Source organism: Anaeromassilibacillus sp. Marseille-P3371 (assembly GCF_900169665.1).
GTDB lineage: Bacteria > Bacillota > Clostridia > Oscillospirales > Acutalibacteraceae > Anaeromassilibacillus.
Genome location: NZ_LT835157.1, coordinates 1,900,218 through 1,918,235, shown reverse-complemented (window position 1 = coordinate 1,918,235; position 18,018 = coordinate 1,900,218). Strand labels below are relative to the sequence as shown.

22 protein-coding genes and 2 pseudogenes are annotated in these 18,018 nt (G+C 46.1%); 15 read left to right on the top strand and 9 right to left on the bottom strand.

The annotated features are described in order from the left end of the window. Window positions 1-12: 12 nt before the first annotated feature. The 6 genes and pseudogenes from B9Y59_RS07645 to B9Y59_RS07625 all read right to left on the bottom strand — a co-directional run bounded on the left by B9Y59_RS07645 (window position 13) and on the right by B9Y59_RS07625 (window position 4,035). Entirely contained in the window at window positions 13-243 is a 231-nt protein-coding gene (locus tag B9Y59_RS07645) for a helix-turn-helix domain-containing protein (protein WP_085532738.1), read from the bottom strand. Window positions 244-341: 98 nt separating this feature from the next. Further along, window positions 342-1,052, bottom strand: coding sequence for a DUF4367 domain-containing protein (locus tag B9Y59_RS07640; protein ID WP_085532736.1), 711 nt, complete (start codon window positions 1,050-1,052; stop codon window positions 342-344). After that, window positions 1,049-1,603, bottom strand: coding sequence for an RNA polymerase sigma factor (locus B9Y59_RS07635; RefSeq protein WP_054324302.1), 555 nt, complete (start codon window positions 1,601-1,603; stop codon window positions 1,049-1,051). The genes B9Y59_RS07640 and B9Y59_RS07635 overlap by 4 nt, the downstream gene beginning before the upstream one ends. Window positions 1,604-1,762: 159 nt before the next feature. Next, window positions 1,763-2,770: pseudogene (locus B9Y59_RS16180) on the bottom strand (ATP-binding cassette domain-containing protein); the annotation flags it as partial. A gap of 15 nt (window positions 2,771-2,785) precedes the next feature. Beyond that, window positions 2,786-3,166: pseudogene (locus B9Y59_RS16175) on the bottom strand (DUF4367 domain-containing protein); the annotation flags it as partial. A gap of 314 nt (window positions 3,167-3,480) precedes the next feature. Then, window positions 3,481-4,035, bottom strand: a complete 555-nt coding sequence (locus B9Y59_RS07625; protein WP_085532734.1) for an RNA polymerase sigma factor — start codon at window positions 4,033-4,035, stop codon at window positions 3,481-3,483. A 436-nt stretch (window positions 4,036-4,471) separates the two neighbouring features. Between B9Y59_RS07625 and B9Y59_RS16765 the strand changes: the two genes are divergently transcribed. From B9Y59_RS16765 to B9Y59_RS07610, 3 genes are all read left to right on the top strand, one after another. Further along, window positions 4,472-4,729: a phosphotransferase gene (locus B9Y59_RS16765; RefSeq protein ID WP_198945600.1), complete on the top strand. Its 258-nt coding sequence runs from the start codon at window positions 4,472-4,474 to the stop codon at window positions 4,727-4,729. An 81-nt stretch (window positions 4,730-4,810) separates the two neighbouring features. After that, window positions 4,811-5,398, top strand: a complete 588-nt coding sequence (locus B9Y59_RS07615) for a GNAT family N-acetyltransferase (RefSeq protein WP_054323338.1) — start codon at window positions 4,811-4,813, stop codon at window positions 5,396-5,398. A 132-nt stretch (window positions 5,399-5,530) separates the two neighbouring features. Then, entirely contained in the window at window positions 5,531-6,286 is a 756-nt protein-coding gene (locus B9Y59_RS07610; protein WP_085532730.1) for a class I SAM-dependent methyltransferase, read from the top strand. Window positions 6,287-6,882: 596 nt separating this feature from the next. On the opposite strand, the gene B9Y59_RS07605 is transcribed toward B9Y59_RS07610, so the two are convergent. After that, window positions 6,883-7,113: a helix-turn-helix domain-containing protein gene (locus tag B9Y59_RS07605; RefSeq protein WP_054323337.1), complete on the bottom strand. Its 231-nt coding sequence runs from the start codon at window positions 7,111-7,113 to the stop codon at window positions 6,883-6,885. A 360-nt stretch (window positions 7,114-7,473) separates the two neighbouring features. Here B9Y59_RS07605 and B9Y59_RS07600 point away from each other — a divergent pair, with 360 nt between their 5' ends. The 8 genes from B9Y59_RS07600 to B9Y59_RS07570 all read left to right on the top strand — a co-directional run bounded on the left by B9Y59_RS07600 (window position 7,474) and on the right by B9Y59_RS07570 (window position 13,212). Further along, entirely contained in the window at window positions 7,474-8,292 is an 819-nt protein-coding gene (locus tag B9Y59_RS07600; RefSeq protein ID WP_085532727.1) for a carboxymuconolactone decarboxylase family protein, read from the top strand. Window positions 8,293-8,506: 214 nt separating this feature from the next. Next, window positions 8,507-8,908: a MerR family transcriptional regulator gene (locus B9Y59_RS07595; RefSeq protein WP_054323334.1), complete on the top strand. Its 402-nt coding sequence runs from the start codon at window positions 8,507-8,509 to the stop codon at window positions 8,906-8,908. Window positions 8,909-8,963: 55 nt separating this feature from the next. Then, window positions 8,964-9,569 carry a GNAT family N-acetyltransferase gene (locus B9Y59_RS07590; RefSeq protein ID WP_158088979.1) on the top strand — a complete coding sequence of 202 codons (606 nt, stop codon included), beginning with the start codon at window positions 8,964-8,966 and terminating at the stop codon, window positions 9,567-9,569. 311 nt (window positions 9,570-9,880) lie between these two features. Beyond that, window positions 9,881-10,561, top strand: a complete 681-nt coding sequence (locus B9Y59_RS07585) for a hypothetical protein (protein WP_085532723.1) — start codon at window positions 9,881-9,883, stop codon at window positions 10,559-10,561. 99 nt (window positions 10,562-10,660) lie between these two features. After that, a complete protein-coding gene (locus B9Y59_RS16415) occupies window positions 10,661-10,795 on the top strand; it encodes a P-loop NTPase family protein (protein WP_143255266.1) in 135 nt (44 codons plus the stop codon). 57 nt (window positions 10,796-10,852) lie between these two features. After that, window positions 10,853-11,350, top strand: coding sequence for a tyrosine-protein kinase family protein (locus B9Y59_RS07580; protein ID WP_143255265.1), 498 nt, complete (start codon window positions 10,853-10,855; stop codon window positions 11,348-11,350). Between the two features lie 36 nt (window positions 11,351-11,386). Continuing rightward, the gene (locus tag B9Y59_RS07575; protein ID WP_085532718.1) at window positions 11,387-12,190 is read left to right on the top strand and encodes a tyrosine-protein phosphatase; all 804 of its coding nucleotides are present in this window, start codon (window positions 11,387-11,389) and stop codon (window positions 12,188-12,190) included. Then, the gene (locus B9Y59_RS07570) at window positions 12,187-13,212 is read left to right on the top strand and encodes an LCP family protein (protein WP_054323328.1); all 1,026 of its coding nucleotides are present in this window, start codon (window positions 12,187-12,189) and stop codon (window positions 13,210-13,212) included. Before B9Y59_RS07575 ends, B9Y59_RS07570 begins: the two co-directional genes overlap by 4 nt. A gap of 198 nt (window positions 13,213-13,410) precedes the next feature. On the opposite strand, the gene B9Y59_RS07565 is transcribed toward B9Y59_RS07570, so the two are convergent. Further along, entirely contained in the window at window positions 13,411-13,773 is a 363-nt protein-coding gene (locus B9Y59_RS07565; RefSeq protein WP_085532716.1) for a VOC family protein, read from the bottom strand. Between the two features lie 73 nt (window positions 13,774-13,846). After that, a complete protein-coding gene (locus tag B9Y59_RS07560; RefSeq protein ID WP_085532714.1) occupies window positions 13,847-14,263 on the bottom strand; it encodes a DUF3788 domain-containing protein in 417 nt (138 codons plus the stop codon). A gap of 614 nt (window positions 14,264-14,877) precedes the next feature. Here B9Y59_RS07560 and B9Y59_RS07555 point away from each other — a divergent pair. The 4 genes from B9Y59_RS07555 (at window position 14,878) to B9Y59_RS07540 (ending at window position 17,818) form a co-directional block, all read left to right on the top strand. Further along, the gene (locus B9Y59_RS07555) at window positions 14,878-15,438 is read left to right on the top strand and encodes a flavin reductase family protein (RefSeq protein WP_085532712.1); all 561 of its coding nucleotides are present in this window, start codon (window positions 14,878-14,880) and stop codon (window positions 15,436-15,438) included. A 672-nt stretch (window positions 15,439-16,110) separates the two neighbouring features. Further along, window positions 16,111-16,533 carry a cupin domain-containing protein gene (locus B9Y59_RS07550; protein WP_054323322.1) on the top strand — a complete coding sequence of 141 codons (423 nt, stop codon included), beginning with the start codon at window positions 16,111-16,113 and terminating at the stop codon, window positions 16,531-16,533. A 179-nt stretch (window positions 16,534-16,712) separates the two neighbouring features. Continuing rightward, on the top strand, window positions 16,713-17,141 hold the full coding sequence (locus tag B9Y59_RS07545; protein ID WP_054323321.1) for a MarR family winged helix-turn-helix transcriptional regulator: 429 nt from the start codon (window positions 16,713-16,715) through the stop codon (window positions 17,139-17,141). Then, window positions 17,138-17,818, top strand: a complete 681-nt coding sequence (locus B9Y59_RS07540) for a YczE/YyaS/YitT family protein (RefSeq protein WP_054323320.1) — start codon at window positions 17,138-17,140, stop codon at window positions 17,816-17,818. The genes B9Y59_RS07545 and B9Y59_RS07540 overlap by 4 nt, the downstream gene beginning before the upstream one ends. Window positions 17,819-18,018 lie beyond the last annotated feature (200 nt).

Below are 18,018 nucleotides of genomic sequence, written 5' to 3'. Positions count from 1 at the left end.
TACGGGCTTTTGTTATAAAGGGGGACGATTAAGTACGTCCTGTCGGTAATTCTCAATATTTACATTCAAGAAAAAGACAAGACGCAGAAAAATTTCAGAGCCGGGTACGATTTCTCCCTTCTCGATCTTTTGATATTCTCGTAGAGAGATGAATGTGGCATCTGCAACCTGCTGCTGTGTCAGTTTGCGCTTGTCTGTGCGAACGTGATAGATGTCGTGTCCAAAGTGCATTTTAAATGACATGAATATTCCTCCTTTAAAAGAAGAATATTCGAATATGTACGATCATTCTACGGATAATTGTTCATATTGTGAAAAATGTTAAAAATGTCAAAAGATAGTTAATTTTGTTCCTCCAGGGGAACGATACTATCTGCAATTTTCAGTACATCGTCTTTTGCCAAGTCGGGGTCGCGGACATATAACCAAAACATAGCGTTGTCAATTTGTCCGTATAGCATTTTTGTATCTTCTTTCTGAATATACAGAGCATCACGGCCATTCAGTTCGACCGTTTCTGTATGAGAACCCTCTGTATCAATGCTCGATCCCCCGTCAAAAGATTGCGTGTATCGGATCGTTCTGCTTCCAGAGCCTTTGTATCCAATTTGCACTAAGCGCGTCTGTTCCCTCACACGCGGTCCGTCTTTTAATTCATAGCCTTCCGGTATATAGCTTGGTGCATATGCTACAAAAGGTTCATCCTCTTGCGATTCTTCAGTTGGTCCATATTGGAGTTCCGTATGTGTTGGGAACATCTGCGAAATAACCTTAAAGAACCATTCACGCGCCGCACTTACTGTCATAATCGTTGTTCCCGCAGCAATCAACAGAGCGAGGAAGAATACAGCGGCGCGCTTTGCATAACGCACAAGACTACGCATCCACGGTGCGCGGCGTTCATCACGGATCAGGTGAACAATTTTTCTGTCAAAACGCTTCGAAATCTGGTACTGATTTTGTAGTTCTTTGTCCGATGGCAAATGATCTAGCTCCTCACGTGCAAGGTCCATCAAAGCACGTTCTAAAAGCTCGTCGCTTAAACCAGTCATATAACCTCCTTTTCCTCCAGCGCCTTAGCCAGTTTTTTCTTTCCTCTTTGTAAAATCTTCTTTACATAATCAACGGAAAAACCCGTAATGCTGGAAATTTGATCGAGCGACAATTTCTGTATATGCCGCAAAGTCATAACATCTCGATATGTCTGTGGTAAAGAACGAAGCGTCTCCAAGAGCTGTTCATACGCTTCTTTCTCCTCTAACTGAACACCCGGTCTGCGATCTTCCGGTTCCTCTGTCTCGGGAACCTCTTCCCAAGGAATTGCCGCCCCCTCTCTTTTTCCTGTTCGTAATAGGTCGATACAAGTGCTTCTAATAACTATAACGATAAAATGTTTCGTTTGGGGACAATTTATTTCTCCTATTTTCGAAAAATTTTTAATAATGCGGATAAAAGCTTCTTGAACCGCATCTTCTATGGCAGATTCCTTGTGAAAATAATCCCTGGCCACATAAAACATCAGCTGTTTGTATTGATGGTACAGTTCTTCAAATTTTCGTTGGTCTTCCTCCGAATCAATTAGCAACAACAGCGTCGCAAGCATAAAATCCCCCTCCCATTGGTTCCTCTTTTCTTGCACTAATTATACCATAATCTCCTTGAAAAAAGACAAATTTCTACATTCTTCCTCTATAAAGCCCTTAAAAAGAGTATAAAAAGGCATCCGGACTCAGAAAAAGAGTCCGGATGCCTTTTAAAACAATCAGAACGAACGCCTATCCAATACTTTCTTGAGGTATTGCCCCGTGTAAGAGCTTTCAATCTTTGCGACTTCCTCCGGTGTTCCTGTGGCAACAATGGTTCCTCCATTGTCTCCTCCTTCAGGCCCCAAATCGATAATGTGATCCGCAGTCTTAATAAGATCAAGATTGTGTTCAATCACAACAACCGTATTTCCAGCATCCACCAATTTTTGCAGTACATCAATCAGTTTGTGAACATCTGCAATGTGAAGGCCGGTAGTCGGTTCGTCCAGGATATAAATCGTCCGTCCGGTGGAACGCCTGCTCAGTTCTGTTGCCAGCTTGACGCGCTGTGCTTCACCACCCGACAGCGTTGTTGCCGGTTGACCGATTTTGATGTACCCCAAGCCAACGTCTTGCAACGTTTGGAGTTTTCGTGCAATCCGAGGAAGACTGGAGAAAAATTCCAAGCCTTCTTCCACCGTCATCTCCAATACATCGTAAATACTTTTGCCCTTATACTTAATCTCCAAAGTCTCACGGTTATAACGTTTCCCTTTGCATACGTCACAGGGAACATATACATCCGGCAGAAAATGCATTTCAATCTTAATAATACCATCGCCCTGGCATGCTTCGCAACGGCCGCCTTTGACATTAAACGAAAAACGGCCGGACGTGAAGCCGCGCAGTTTGGCATCCTGCGTCGACGCATAAAGCTCCCTTATATCGGTGAATACCCCCGTATAGGTCGCCGGATTAGAGCGCGGTGTACGTCCAATCGGAGCCTGATTGATCTCTATAACCTTGTCCAGCGCCTCTATCCCCTTAATCTGCTTAAAGACACCCGGACGGCACTTCGCGCCGTTCAAATTAGAAGCCAAATACTTATATAAAATCTCATTGATTAAAGAGGACTTGCCGGACCCGGATACCCCTGTCACACAAACAAATTTTCCCAAGGGAATATCTACGGTTACATTCTTTAGGTTATTTTGAGCCGCCCCTACAATTCGCAGTTTTTTTCCANCGATACTATCTGCGATTTTCAGTACATCGTCTTTTGCCAAGTCGGGGTCGCGGACATATAACCAAAACATAGCGTTGTCAATTTGTCCGTATAGCATTTTTGTATCTTCTTTCTGAATATACAGAGCATCACGGCCATTCAGTTCGACCGTTTCTGTATGAGAACCCTCTGTATCGATGCTCGATCCCCCGTTAAAAGATTGCGTGTATCGGATAGTTTTGCTGCCAGAGCCTTTGTATCCAATTTGCACTAAGCGCGCCTGTTCCCTCACACGCGGTCCGTCTTTTAATTCATAGCCTTCCGGTATATAGCTTGGTGCATATGCTACAAAAGGTTCATCCTCTTGCGATTCTTCAGTTGGTCCATATTGGAGTTCCGTATGCGTTGGGAACATCTGCGAAATAACCTTAAAGAACCATTCACGCGCCGCACTTACCGACATAACTGTAACCGTAGCAGCGATAAGAGCAGCTAATAGCGCTACAGCTATCCGGCGGCCTGTGTGATGAGACAGCTTTTGCGGTTGAATATATTTGACAATGAGTTCTTCCATGCGTCGATCGAATTCGGCTGGGATATAGATATGCGATAAATCCTCTGCTGTAGGTAAATCGGCTAATTCGGCTTGTATAATAATGTCTTGATATTTTTTAAGAAAACGTATAATATTCCTATTAGATATTTTTTGCAATGTAAACCCTCCTTTATCTATATATACTCAAGAGGATTTATATTTTGGTGATAGCAGTAGTCCTTTATGCGTTTAATTGTACGACTCCTTTGCTTGCGGACGGCCCAAGGGGTCTTTTGTAAATCGTCTGCTATCTCCTGTATTGACTCGCCATATATAATCTCTAAGGATAATATTCGTCTCTCTGTCTCGGAGAGACTTGCAATGATATTGCGTGCTAATGCTTTAGCCTCAAGTTTTGCGTCGGTTGATGAGCTGTCGGTTTTAGCATCGTCCTCAAGAGGCGCAGTCGGGATAACATGGTTATGCTTTGCCATATTAAGAGCGGTGTTACGCGCAATAATCACGATGTAGTTTTTAATATGCTCATCAGATCGGCCATCAAACACTTTTTCGGGGTGCTCTAAAACGCGGACAAAAGCCTGCATTGCTGCATCCCTGGCATCCTCCAAATTATGTAATATCCTATTTGCAGCCAGTGTAGCGAGACCCATATATTTGTGATATGCGTCCCTAACTTTGTTTGTATATGGGTTTTGCTCATCACTGGGGCCGGTGAGTAAAATCCACACACGGATTCCTCCTTACTATAAATGATACAAAAAGCATACTATAATAGTAGGAATTTGTCATTGGCAATTATTACACAGTATGCAACACGAAATGCAACACAAAAATAAATAAGCTAACGTAAATGCGGTCTTTATCGGCTAGTATGAGGGTTCAAATCCCTCCTTCTCCGCCAAGTTAAAAGCCGTATTTTGAGAAATCAAAATACGGCTTTTTTCGGTATAATCGATTTTTTACTGGATATCTATTTTGTTACAGTCACACTGGCTGAACCTGGACATATATTGCGTTTCAGGTTCGGATTTTTCTTTTGCTTTCGCTCGCGTTTCGGGTGGACAGCGCATGAGAACTCTGAAAAGCGATCGGCAATATAGAGGTTCATGTAGGCGAGATAGCGCTTATACAAGGACAGGACTTAAATGACTATTGCAGCTTCACGTGAGATATGGAGGAAAACAAATACCACCCGAGCTTCATGGAGATATTGCGCCGGGGAACCTTCTGGGAAAGGACGGCCATCTTTGCGGCGTCATTGACTTTGGAATGATGGGAATCGGCGATCCTGCCTGTGACTATGCGATGGCATGGATCTTTTTCGATCATAGCAGTCGTAATGATTTTTTAAAGAGGTTGGATAGAAAAACAATTGACCGGGCAAGGGGATGGGCGTTATGGAAAACCCTGATTACTTACTAGGACACAAATAAAAGAACATCTGATAACGCCCGATACATATTTGAAGAATATGATAGAAGCGTTAATTATGGAGGGAAGGATATGAATACACCTACACTCGAAACGGAACGGCTGATATTAAGAAAATTTACAGAAAATGATATGGAAGCCCTGTTTAAGATTTATAGCGATAAAGAAGTGAATAGGTTTTTGCCCTGGTTTCCACTAAATAGCATTGAAGAAGCGTATCCGTTCTTTAAGGAACAGTATGCTGTGAAATATGCCAAGCCACAGGCATATGCGTATGCGATCTGTCTAAAAACAGATAATGATCCGATTGGTTACATAAAAGTGGATATGGAAGAACACCATGATTTCGGCTATGGACTGCGGAAGGAATTTTGGCATCAAGGCATCGTTACAGAAGCCGGAAAAGCCGTTATAGAGCGGGTACAAAAAGACGGACTTCCTTATATCACAGCTACCCATGACAGAAACAACCCCCGGAGTGGCGGCGTGATGAGAAATGTAGGAATGAAATATCAATATTCATATGAGGAACAATGGCAACCAAAGGATCTACTAGTCACATTCAGAATGTATCAGCTAAATCTTGATGGAAATCTAGAACGGGTTTACAAAAAATATTGGGACACATCTGCTGTACATTTTGTGGAAATGGATATATAAGATCAACCTATATGGTCCATTAAACAGCAGGGTTAGCCGAGCCCATCGATGGCTAGAATGAATGACCCACAAGTTAAGGTTTTCTAGCTCTGTCCATTCAGGACGTTAATATTTCATATTCGAGGTAGTACGATGAAAGAGCGAAAGCAAAATTATTATGGCAGCTTATGTACCGAAATGTACGAAATTTTACATAGACAAGCACCAAAAGAGGAATTGGATTTTTACGTTTCCTATGCGAAAAAAGAGCAGAAGATTTTAGAGGCTCTTTGCGGTAGCGGACGTTTTCTTGTTCCATTTATGAAGCAGGGATTTGATATTAGCGGGGTAGATTTGTCCGGTGAAATGTTGGACAAATTAAAGCAAAAAGCGCCTAATGCAAATGTAGTTCAGGCGGATATTTTAGAGTATTCACCCGACGAGCCGTTTGATTATATTTTTATATCGTCTGGCTCAGTTTCGTTATTTACGGATATTCACTTGTGCAAAAAAATTTTGAAGAAGTTAAAAGGAATGTTAGCCCAGAAAGGCAAATTGGTTTTTGCAGTTGATACTGTGGCCAACAGATGTCCTGATGATAGCGACTACAAGCTTTCTATTGCAGTAAAAACAAAAGAAGGGCTTGATTTGACATTAAGAAGCAAAAATTATTATGATGAATCAGGTCAGACGCAATTTTCTCCGGGTATTTATGAATTATACGATGGCGCGAGATTATTAAAAAGCGAGTTGATGGATTTTCAAACACATCTTTACAAATTCGGAGAGATGGAACAACTTTTAACTGAAATCGGGTTTACGGCTATTCGAACATATTCCTCTTTCAAAAAAGAACAAGCTATCAACGACGAATGCGAGATGTTTTTATTTGAGTGTACTGTAAGCTAACGAACTTATAAATGGGGAATAGATAAGTTGGCCCCACCGCAATGGCCAGCATGCGACAAATACCGGATCAATCGGCCTGGAGGATTGCCCGATGCCCTGTTGTTTTTCAGGAATGTATTCAAAACTTCGGAATCCTTTTCCCGCCAACGGGTGAGTGGATGGGGGCGGATATCCGCGTAGCCATCCTGCTTGCTGATACAACCGACTCGATGCCCGCTGCTCCTTGTTACACAGTCACAGTCCTGTTTTTCCGCTACCCCAAATGTCTAACTTTTCCAGCAACAACAGCATTTTTAGGACAATGCCTGGGCAAAAAGCGAACCATATGATAGTTTGTTTCACAAAGTCATATGGTAAAAAGAGGGTCTTTTTCAAAAACGTTAGAAGATATCATTGGCTAAAGTATTGTGCTTGGGTTCCCGTTTTCTTGCCGCTGAGGACCAGAAGTACACCGATGATGGGAAATTTTTTCTGGCGGGTCTCTGACGGTCGGGAGGCCGCTTTTGTGGGGATTTCCGCGTGCGCACGGTATGAAGAGCGTTTTTAAGCCCTGAAACTGTGTGGGAGTATGATGCGAGGCTCATTCTATGGATTTATTACAGAGGAGACCAATTGAATAGGTCCTGCCGGTAATTCTCGATATTTACGTTCAAGAAAAAGACCAGACGAAGAAAGATTTCAGAGCCAGGTGAAATCTCTCCTTTTTCGATCTTCTGATATTCACGGAGAGATATGAATACAGCATCGGCAATCTGTTGTTGTGTCCATTTTAGCTTGTCCATGCGAATGTGATAGATGTCATGCCCAAAGTGTGTTCTAAACGACATAAATATTCCTCCTTTTTAAGAAGAATATTTTAATTTCTAAATAGAATCTATATTATACTTTATTTATTATATAGTATATAAGTGGATGTTGTAATACGATATACTCAATATATGGTACATATAGATGGATTCTTTGGGCCATTGGTTTAAACATTGAATAGCGATTGCAGGGGGCTTGCGGGGGTTCCAAAAATCCGCTCAAGAGCGGCTTTTCGGTCAAGGTTTTTTCAGATCCAATGGATATAAATTTTATCTTGACATGGAGTGCACTCCAAGTGATAAAGTTTTAGTAGGGAAGAGAGTCTTCTGTTGGAAAGGCTCTCTATGACCGATATAAACAAATGAAGGGAGATGCCTACAATGGCACATCCAGTGGATTTGAAACAGGATCAAGAGAGGATATTTGCTGAACCGTTTGCCAGTTTACAAAAAACCGACCCAGAATTCTTTGAACGGTTTTGCCACTTTGCCTTTCATGAGGTACTTTATCAGAGCGATTTAGATGTCCACAGCCGGCTTATGGCCATTTTGGCTACGTTGCTGGGGAGTCAAAGCTTGGATGCCTTCCGCGATTACCTGCCTGTAGCACGAAAGTTTGGTGTCACGCCGGTGGAAATAAAGGAGATCGTCTATCAGGCGGTGGCGTATCTTGGGATGGGCCGTGTTTATCCATTCTTATGTGTTGTAAATGAACGCTTAATTGTTGACGATACGCCGCTTCCTCTAGAGAATTTGTCCACCACCACGTGGCAAACTCGTTTGGAGGCGGGAAATCAAGCGCAGGTAGATATTTTTGGTGAGGATATGCGTGGTTTCCAAAATCGTGGTCCGGAGGAGAGCCGTCATATCAACCGTTGGCTTGCGGAGAATTGTTTTGGAGATTACTACACCCGTAAAGGATTGGATTATAAACAACGTGAAATGATTACCTTCTGTTTCCTGCTTGCACAGGGAGGCTGTGAATCCCAACTGGTCAGCCATGCGGTTGCCAATCTGCGTATAGGAAACGATAAGAGGTTTTTAATCAAAGTAGTTTCCCAGTGCTTACCATATATTGGTTATCCGCGTAGCCTCAACGCGATACGGTGTATTTATGAGGCAGCGGATAAGGTCGAGGAGAAGGACTTTAAAAAAGACGCCTCTTTGCCGTCAGAGGAGTCGTTCTCAAAATCTACTTGAAAACGAAAAGTGGCTGTGGGCTACACCCAATTTAGAAGTGTACAACCACGGAAAACTCGCTGTGGAGTCGTTATGTTTCTTTGAATGGTCTCAGGTTGACTGTGTTGGGTTGTTGATGGAACAGGCCTCCTGCCGGTTTGGCAAAAACCGCTGCACATCGAAACCTGAGAACATTCAGATTGCTTGGAAATGATTTGATGGAAAGGAAATGGTTATGACCATCGCGGAAGTGAGCAAAAAGTTCGATATATCTGCCGATACCTTACGGTATTATGAACGGATTGGATTGATTCCGCCCGTCCCCCGCACAAAGGGGGGCCTCCGAGATTATGACGAGGAATCCTGTGGCTGGATTGAACTCATGAAATGTATGCGTGCAGCCGGGGTCCAGATTGAAGCACTCATAGAATATGTAGATTTGTTCCAACAAGGGGACGATACCCTTGATGCACGCAAAGCGCTGTTGATAGAACAGAGGGAGCAATTGCTTGTCCGTATGGCAGACATGCAGAGGTCTTTAGATCGGTTGAATATGAAAATTGAGCGTTATGAGCAGGGGCTGATGACCAAGGAGCAGCAGCTTCGGCGCATTCATGAGGAAAAACAAAAGGGATAACAACTTTCAACTGCTATCTGTAAGGGCTGGAAGAATTCGCATCAGGAGGAATACGATGTTGCAGTTTCGTGCAATGCAGGACAGTGATCTGGACACAATGGCGCAGATCGTCGAGCGTGTGTGGAATATGGATGCTCTGTGTGGTGGGAAGAAGGCGGGACGGTTCATGTCTCGGGAATATCTTTGGAAGACGTTGGGCCATTCCACAGGGGCGCAAGTGGCCATATGGGATGGAGAAGTAGCTGGATTTCTCGCATATAGAGAGACAACAAGTCCATACCTTTTGCTTCCGAATATGGCCTCGGAAGAAGAGCAACAAGGTATGGAGATCCTTTCCATGCGGCGTCGGATGGAAGAGTACGACGGCCTGTGCACAGCACTTTTGGAGAAAAGTGGCTATACATTTGACGGGGAGATTACGCTGTTTGCAGTCGCGCCCAAATGGCAAGGAAGAGGAATTGGTTCGGCTCTATTTGAACGTGCTCGGGCGTATTTCAACAGTCGCTCTTTTTTTCTCTATACGGATACTGGCTGCAATTATCGGTTTTATGATACGCATGGTTTGCGTTGTCTTGCACAACAAGCACATGAGAACCCTTACAAGAAAGATCGGCCTTTTTGGGTCTTTCTCTATGGTGTATATGAAACCGCTTTTTCATGAAATGTGAGAGCAATGTTTTTGTTCAGGAGCTTTTTTAGGGACAGTTTTTGGATATAGCATGAATGACCATTTCCTTTTTAAAAAATCTCTCTACTATGAAATTCATAGTAGAGAGATTTTTTCTTTTAGAAGATAAGAGATATTCTGTTTACTTGAAAAATAGAGAGAAGTTGCAAGGATTGGAAAAGTCGGAAATAGCCACTTCATTCAGGAGGCGAATTTCACAGATCTATAAGCGATGAAATGAATTCTATTTACTGGTTTATCACTTTTATTTTGTGTTATATATAGTATTCATTAAAAGGAAGAGATTGGTAAAGATTACTTTTCTCGTCTATTACAACGACTTTATATGCAAGTATAATAATGTCAATCTATTTTGTATAGGGGTGTGGGATAATGGGGGCTCTTACACCTCGCTGAATACCGCGAAGGAGATGGCGGCGGTGTTTGGTGAGGTTTTTCAGAGCGACGCACTGCGAAAGCTCATCGCGGAGGATATGGGAGTCGCATCGGTCGAAGGGACCATTTCGATCGAACTGGTTTCAGAGACGAACCTGATGCTTTTGACCGTGACTTCGGATTCCCCGCGCCACGCTTACCAAATGGCTCAATCGGCTCTGGATAAGTACAACCGCGTATCGGACTACCTGTTTTCCAATGCGCGGCTGGATACGCTGAAAAGCCCAACCATTCCTTATAGTCCGCCCAATCCGCTGCAGATGTCCAAACTACGCCGGATGGGGGCACTGGCAGCGGCAGGAGTGGTAGCTGCTTTGATCGTGTTGACCTCCTACCTGCGGTTCACGGTGAAAAAGCGTGGGCTGGCCAAAAAACAACTGGATGGAACTATCTTGGGGAGCATCCCCTATGAGCGAAAAACCCATTCCCTACGCGAAGTGTTGAAAAAGAAGAGAAACAAACGGCCGCTGTTAATCTCTTCCCTTTTGATGGGCATGCCGTTCATAAGGCCGGGGAACTGCAACGAATGATGAACCTTCCCTGCCTGGCCGAGCTACCGGTGGTCGTGCAGAAGGTTCGGAAAAAACATACGGCCCCTTCCCCGATCTGGAATCGAAGCGTCAGAGAATATGGAGACGTTGCAACTGCGCGTCACAAAAGCGCTGGAGGATTTGGGCGGTAAGACGCTTTTGGCGACAAACGCTGTGCCGGGCGAAGGAAAATCCGTTGTGGCCCTGAATCTGGCGGCGGAACTGGCGCGTTAGGGGAAAAAGGTCCTTTTGATCGACGCCGGCCTCCGGAAGCAGGACTTACGCACTTACATGAAACAGCTCCGCACACAGCATGGTTTGGACGACGCCCTACAGGGAACATGTGCGATTGATGATCTGCTCTGTTTTGACCAACAGACGCATGTATTCTTTTTGGGAGGGAATCAAGCGGTTAAAAATCCTGCCAAGGTTCTGAGCCAAAAGATGCCGGCGATGCTGGCCCAGCTTGAGTTCCAGGTGGATTACATCGTAATGGATGCACCGCCCTGCGGCGCCTTCGAAGATGTGTTCTTGATGGAGGAATATGCGGATGGGGTATTGTTTGTCGTCAAACAGGACCACGCCAGCCAGGGACAAATTTTAGAGGCTGTCGCTGAATTGGAGGCAGGGGACCTTCCAATCATTGGATATGTATTCAATGGTGTTTCCGGCGTATTTTCTCCTTATAGCTACGGAAAATATGGTAGATATGGGAAATATAGAACGTATGGCCATTATAAGGTCTACGGCGAAGAAAAGCGCCCCACAGGGAAAGACCGTGAGACCTGAGAACAAAAGGGCGCCGGGCGCCTGGAGAAATAGGATATGATCGATTTACACATACATCTTCTGCCGGGGCTGGACGACGGCGCACAGACATGGAGCGAAGCCCTTCGGATGGCAAGTATGGCGGTGCACAGCGGCACTTTTGCCATTGCAGCGACACCGCACAGCAATATGCCCGGCTTCTTTGAAACCATCTGGGATGCACGTTACCGGCGCAGGATTCAACACCTGCGGGAACTTTTGGAGGAACAGGACATCCCGCTTCGCGTGGTCGAGGAGATGGAGATTTTTGCGACAGACGATGTACTGGAACGATTGAATTCCGGGCAATTGATCTGTCTCAATCACACTCGATACCCGTTGGTGGAGTTTGCCTTTGAGGTGGATGCAATGGAAATCTACCGGCAGATGGACCGCCTATTGAACGCCGGGTATAAGCCCATCCTAGCGCATCCAGAGCGTTACCATTGCGTGATGCAGGATCGTTCCTGTATATACGACTGGTATCGGATGGGCATTGTTATCCAAATCAACAAGGGCAGCATTTTGGGACGGTTTGGAAAGCACATCCAGCGGACAGCGGATGCCATTTTACGGCATCGTCTGGCCGCTGTCATCGCTTCGGATGCGCATGGGTCCCTCTACCGTACCCCGGACCTGATGGAACTGCGCCGGACGTTGGACTGGAAGGATGGCGAGGGCTGTACGCCGCTCCTACTGGAACGAAATCCCCTGCGAATCTTACAGGACAAAGGGGTCCTATGGGAGGCCCCATCCCGTTTGATTGGCGTTAAAAAGGCCCGTGGCAGGGGCCGAGAAAAGGAAAGGGTGTGGGAATATTGAAGCTCCCAAAGAAAACCATGTGGATTGCCGGCAGCATTCTCTTGGTACTGCTTCTTCTGGTCGGTTCGGGAGGACTGATTGCCAAGCATTACCTGAATAAAATCAACCGGGTGGACGAATCCACCCTGTCTACGGTTGCCCCGAAGGATGAGGACTTCGAGGTGGACCCGCCCACTGCGCCGGAAGCCAGCTCGCAGATTGTTTTGGACCCCGAGGCCGTCGAATGGGAGGAGATTGAGCAAATTGAGGACGATGCGCTGGTCAACCTGATGTTGGTGGGGCAGGACCGCCGGGAGGGGGAGGGGCGCCAACGCTCCGATACCATGATCCTGTGCAGCATCAATCCGGACACAAAACAGGTTTCTCTGATTTCCTTCATGCGGGATCTCTATGTCCGAATCCCCGGTGGATATTCGGACAACCGCCTCAACGCGGCTTACGCCTTTGGGGGCTTCCCCCTCCTGGATGACACCATCTATGAAAATTTTGGCATTACGATCGACGGCAACATCGAGGTGGATTTTGAGCGCTTCGAAAAGGTGATCGACGTGCTGGGCGGCGTGGATATTGTTCTGACTGCTGCTGAGGCGGAACATTTGGGCAGAGGAACCTTTGCGGGGATGAATCATCTGGATGGGAAAATGGCGCTGGAATATGCCAGAATTCGGAAGATTGACAGCGATTTTCAACGGACGGAACGGCAGAGAAACATCCTGGAAGCGGCCTTTCGAAAGATTAAACATTTGAGCCTTTCAGAGATGAAGGACCTCGCCAATGCGATTTTACCATCCCTCACCACAGATTTGACGGATGCGCAGATTTTTTCCCTGCTGTTTCAGATGTTCCCCGTATTCCGCTCCATGGAACTCTCCTCGTACCGCATTCCCGCCGACCAGACATACTACAGCGCCATGATTCGAGGAATGTATGTGTTGGTGCCGGACCTTCCGAAGATTCGGAGCCTTTTGCAGGAGGAATATCTTCCTCTCCACGCTTCCGGGAGAAAGGAAGCGCTTCATTAGTCAGAAGGAGCGGGGAACATTCCAATAAGGTTGTAGGCAAGCACACGGCAAAAGAAGGGCTACCGCTGTAGGCGGATCGCCCTTCTTTCTAGCGAAATGAAGCTTGCTGCTGGTATTGTTTTACCTTACATCGTATTTGTCAGTGGAAATGAACAAGTTCTTATGAATCATTCGCCACACAAACGGGGAATGGTCGCATTACATAGGTGTTCCCACTTCAATCAGATTGCCATCTAAATCGTAAAAACGGGTTACCTTTTGTCCCCAGCTATGTGTCATAAGCCGATTGACGTATTGAATTGAGGGATACATTTTTTCCAACCTTTCAATAAATGCGTCTATATCCTGTTCTTCAAAATACAGCTCACATGAATTGCTTTTTGGAATAACATCTTTTCCCAGAAACTTTCTCCATATCTTTTCATCCTGGAGTACAAGACCTTCTGTCAAAATCATATTGCCATCATTATCAAGTACCAGATTAAGACCAAACAAGTCGTGATAAAATTGTTTGGATGCTTCAATATCTTTTACAACAATCAAAATGTTCTTTAATTTCATTGTCGTTATCCCACCAAATTTAAATTATCAAGTTTTATAAACTTGGGTTTTACCTTCTCATTCCAACAGAAAGTCATGCCTTTCTGTTGGGCTTTCTTTTAATGCTTAATAATTTCATAAAATCCGGAAACATTGCTGGGTCGATCGGTTCAAACATTACCCATTTACCATCATGGTAAGTGTTTGCTGCATCGTAGATTTCTTGGACTTGTTTAGAATAATGATTTCGTTCGGCTTCAAACTTTGCCCTCTCATCTTTTCCCAAGATCATCATAAAACCCACACAATTTTTTCTGGCATATAATGCACAAAGTGTTTTACCACCTCGACGGTATTTATACTCATAGGTCCATGCTTTACCGCCCTTATTCCACAGGCATTCCATCTCATATTTTTCATCAATGAAAGCGCACAACTTATTCCATGCATCATATAATGGTTGCCCGACCAAAGCAGTCATTTCCTCTGCATTGGGTATTTTATCAAGCATCGTTTTCTCCCTCCGTAAACCCCTATTTATCTTTATGCACATTATATCATGATCGTTCAATACCGTCATTTCTTTTCTGTTTTTGAAAAGCTACTGATCCGCCTATGCTTTGGAAAGGGTACGAAAGCATTGTTTCCGCAACGCCCCCTTGACAAATCATACGCTCATACGTTTTGGGGAATCATGCCGAAATGGAACACGATGCTGTTTCACCATAGAAAAAAGCACTTTATTTCAAGTGCCTTTTTTCCATATGATTCTATTCCCTTGTGTAAGCCGTTAATATGGCTCTTTTACTGGTTGCAATTTTATTGGAAATGGGTTCCTTTTCTTTGGATATTTTACGGGTAAATGTTCTATTTATACGGATGTCCTCCATTTTTTGACCGTCTTCATGGAAGAAATAGAGGAATTCGGGACACACGCAAGGGAGGACAAAAGGGCGCTTTTGAAGGACTCTCTTGTTGCAGGCCCCTGGGGCGTTAGATGAAACGGCTGGACCGCGGTACCGGCAAATTTTCGCCCGGTGGAGAAAGAAATACCAGAATCCCCTCGATTTTTTTGCGGACAAATTGTATACTATAGGAAATGTATTTGATAACAGGAGGTTTTCCATGAGAAAGAATTTTGGCGCAAAGCCGTTTCTGTACCCGCAACCCGTTCTCATCATCGCCACATATGGGGAGGACGGTACCCCCGACGCAATGAACGCCGCCTGGGGAGGCATCGCCGACACCAAGCAGATTGCGCTCTATCTGAGCGCTGCCCACAAGACAGTGAAAAATATCCTTGCCCGCAAAGCGTTTACCGTCAGCATGGCCGACGCCGCACACGTTGTGGAGGCGGACTATGTTGGAATCGTTTCGGGCAACAATGTGCCGGACAAGCTCGCCCGGGCAGGACTTCACACAACCAAGAGCGAATTCGTGGATGCGCCCCTGATTGATGAGCTACCGATGGCTTTGGAGTGTAAGCTGGTGCGCTTCGATGAGGAATCCGAGCTGTTGATTGGAGAGATTGTCAATGTGTGCGCGGAGGAATCCATACTCAACGACGAGGGAAAGATCGACCCGTCTAAGCTGTGCCCGATTTCGTTTGACCCGGTCAACTATGCATATCTCAAACTGGGAGAAAAGGTAGGCAATGCGTTTAAAGATGGCGCCCGGCTGAAGTAAGCGCGATTTGACTCGTCCAGCTGTCCATTTGGCGGGCATATGAGACAGCTTTTTCAAAAGGGAACGTTCCGAACAGCGAACCGGATTTTTAGAAAAAGGGCATCCAGGCGAACGGTACGAATCCCTTATTATTGGGCCCATCCCACCGGCCAAGCCGGAGGTGTAAGGAGCCCTATAAGGACCGATTGTTGGCAAGCGTCTCCCGATCTACGGGATTTTATTCCGCTTGCATCACTTGCCCCACAGCCCGTAAACGGGCAGTCACCATTCTAACGGCGGCCTTCTATCATTGAAGGATTGTTGTGAACCGTTCGCTTCGCGCAATGCTGGAAGTGAACGCCTTTTACGGGGTTCCTTCACTGACCCTGCGGAGGGTTCCCGAATCACCCCAAACGCCCTGTACCCGGTTATTTGGCCGGAGACAGGGCGTTTTGTCGGTTCTGGCCGGAACCTATGGAATATGGGCAGGGGTTATGAAGCTGGAACGGTTTGTCCCTCTATATTCGCCGCGCAACTGCATCTGGACATTCCCAGGCGGGAAGCTCCTTTGTGTCTGCATAAAATTTGCAAAGAGGGGCTTGACTTAGAGTTTACTCCAAGGAGTATGCTATTTATTAGAAAAAGCGAATGCATGCATTCGCCAAAGAAATCCGCGGAAGGGAGAATAGGACGATGCAAGAAGAACGGATGAAACAGGAGTTGGGCGGGGGCGCCGTATTTCCCATTGGCGAGGAGAACCGGGCGTTTGCGCCGTACTTTACCGGCGAATGTTATCTAAACCGATTGACCACGCAGGGGGTGTCCATTGGGAATGTAACCTTTGCGCCGGGGACCATCAATGCATACCACATCCACCACAAGGGCGGCCAGATTTTGCTGGTGACCGGTGGCAGGGGATGGTATCAGGAAGAGGGAAAGCCCGCGCGGGAACTGCACCCCGGCGACGTTGTGAACATCCCTCCAGAGGTCAAGCACTGGCACGGAGCAGCCAGGGACAGCTGGTTTCAGCACTTGGCGGTGGAGATTCCGGCGGAAGGGGCGTCCAACGAATGGTTGGAATTTCTCGCCCCGGAGGAATATGACAAGCTTCCTTAAAGCAGAAAACCGGGTTGTTGGGTTATCCCAACAGCCCGGTTTGTCCGTTTTCGAGAAAATTTGCAGAGAGTATTGCAAAATCCGTTGAATGTATTTATACTGTTATATAGTTTGAATTAAAACTAATAGAAGAAAATGAAGGATAGAATTGGAAAAAATATAGGAGACGAACCGTAATTATGTTGGAAGCAGAGTTGCATTTTTTACTCCTGCGCGGGTTTCACTACAGCAATAAGGCCATCTCCCAAAAGGTATTGGCGTTGGGGCTGTATCCAGGGCAGCCAAAGATTTTGGAATACCTGCTGGAACACGACGGCGCGATTGCGAAAGAGATCGGCGAGGGATGCGTGATCGATAAATCCACGATTGCCAATCTGCTCCTTCGCATGGAGCGGCAGAATTTGCTCTATAAAAAGGAGCATCCCCTGGATAAGCGCGCCTCCCATATCCATCTCACGGAGGAAGGGCAGGCGCTGGCGGTGAAGGTCAAAGAGATCTGTGCGCAAACCGATGAAGCGGCTTTTCGGGGGATTTCTCGCGACAGGCAGGAAACGTTCCTGCAAACCCTGCGGACGATTCTTTCCAATTTGGAGGAGGGGACCCGATGAAACGCTTGGCACTGCGTTATCTGTATTTTGTCCTAGGGGTCGCCGTCAATTCCTTTGGGATTGCATTTATAACCAAAAGTGCACTGGGCACTTCGCAGATTTCCAGCGTGCCCTATGTACTCAGCCTGCAATTTCCGGGCATCAGCTTTGGGATGTGTACCTTTTTGTTCAACCTGCTCTTTATTTTGCTCCAAGTGCTGCTGCTCAAACGGGATTTCCACCCAGTACAGTTCCTCCAGATTCTGGTCAACCTGCTGTTCAGCGGTCTGATCGATCTGAGCATGGGGGCGCTGTCCTTTTTTCAACCGCAGGCCCTCTGGCTCCGGCTGCTCAGCTTGGGAATCGGTTGCCTGATTCTTGCGTTCGGAATCTGCATCGAGGTGGCGCCGGACGTCCTGGTTGTGCCGGGGGAGGGGGTTGTCCGCGCTCTTTCAAAGAAAACACGGCGAACGTTTGGCACGGTCAAGGTCTATTTCGATGTATCCTTGATCGCGATTGCCGCCTTATTGTCGTTGGCCTTCTTTCACAAATTGAACGGCGTGGGGGTTGGCACCGTCGTCTCCGCTGTCGCTGTTGGCAAATGCGTCAATTGGATCAACCGACATGTCAAGGCCGTACAAAAGATTCGCGCGCTTGCTGTTCCGGACCGTACTGCGGAAGCGGCAGTTGGACAGTGACGGTTTCAGCCGGTAACCGGAGGGGCTGGCTCGGGGAGGACGGACGGCTGAAAGTTTTGGTCCATTCCCACAACTGGGGAAGGAGGGTGTCCCAAAAGTCATAAAATGACGGAAGGGATACCCTCGTTTTTTTAGAAACGCAGATATTTTTCCAAACACAAAGAGGGCGCCCCTTCCTACGAATCGAAAAATTCGTAGTT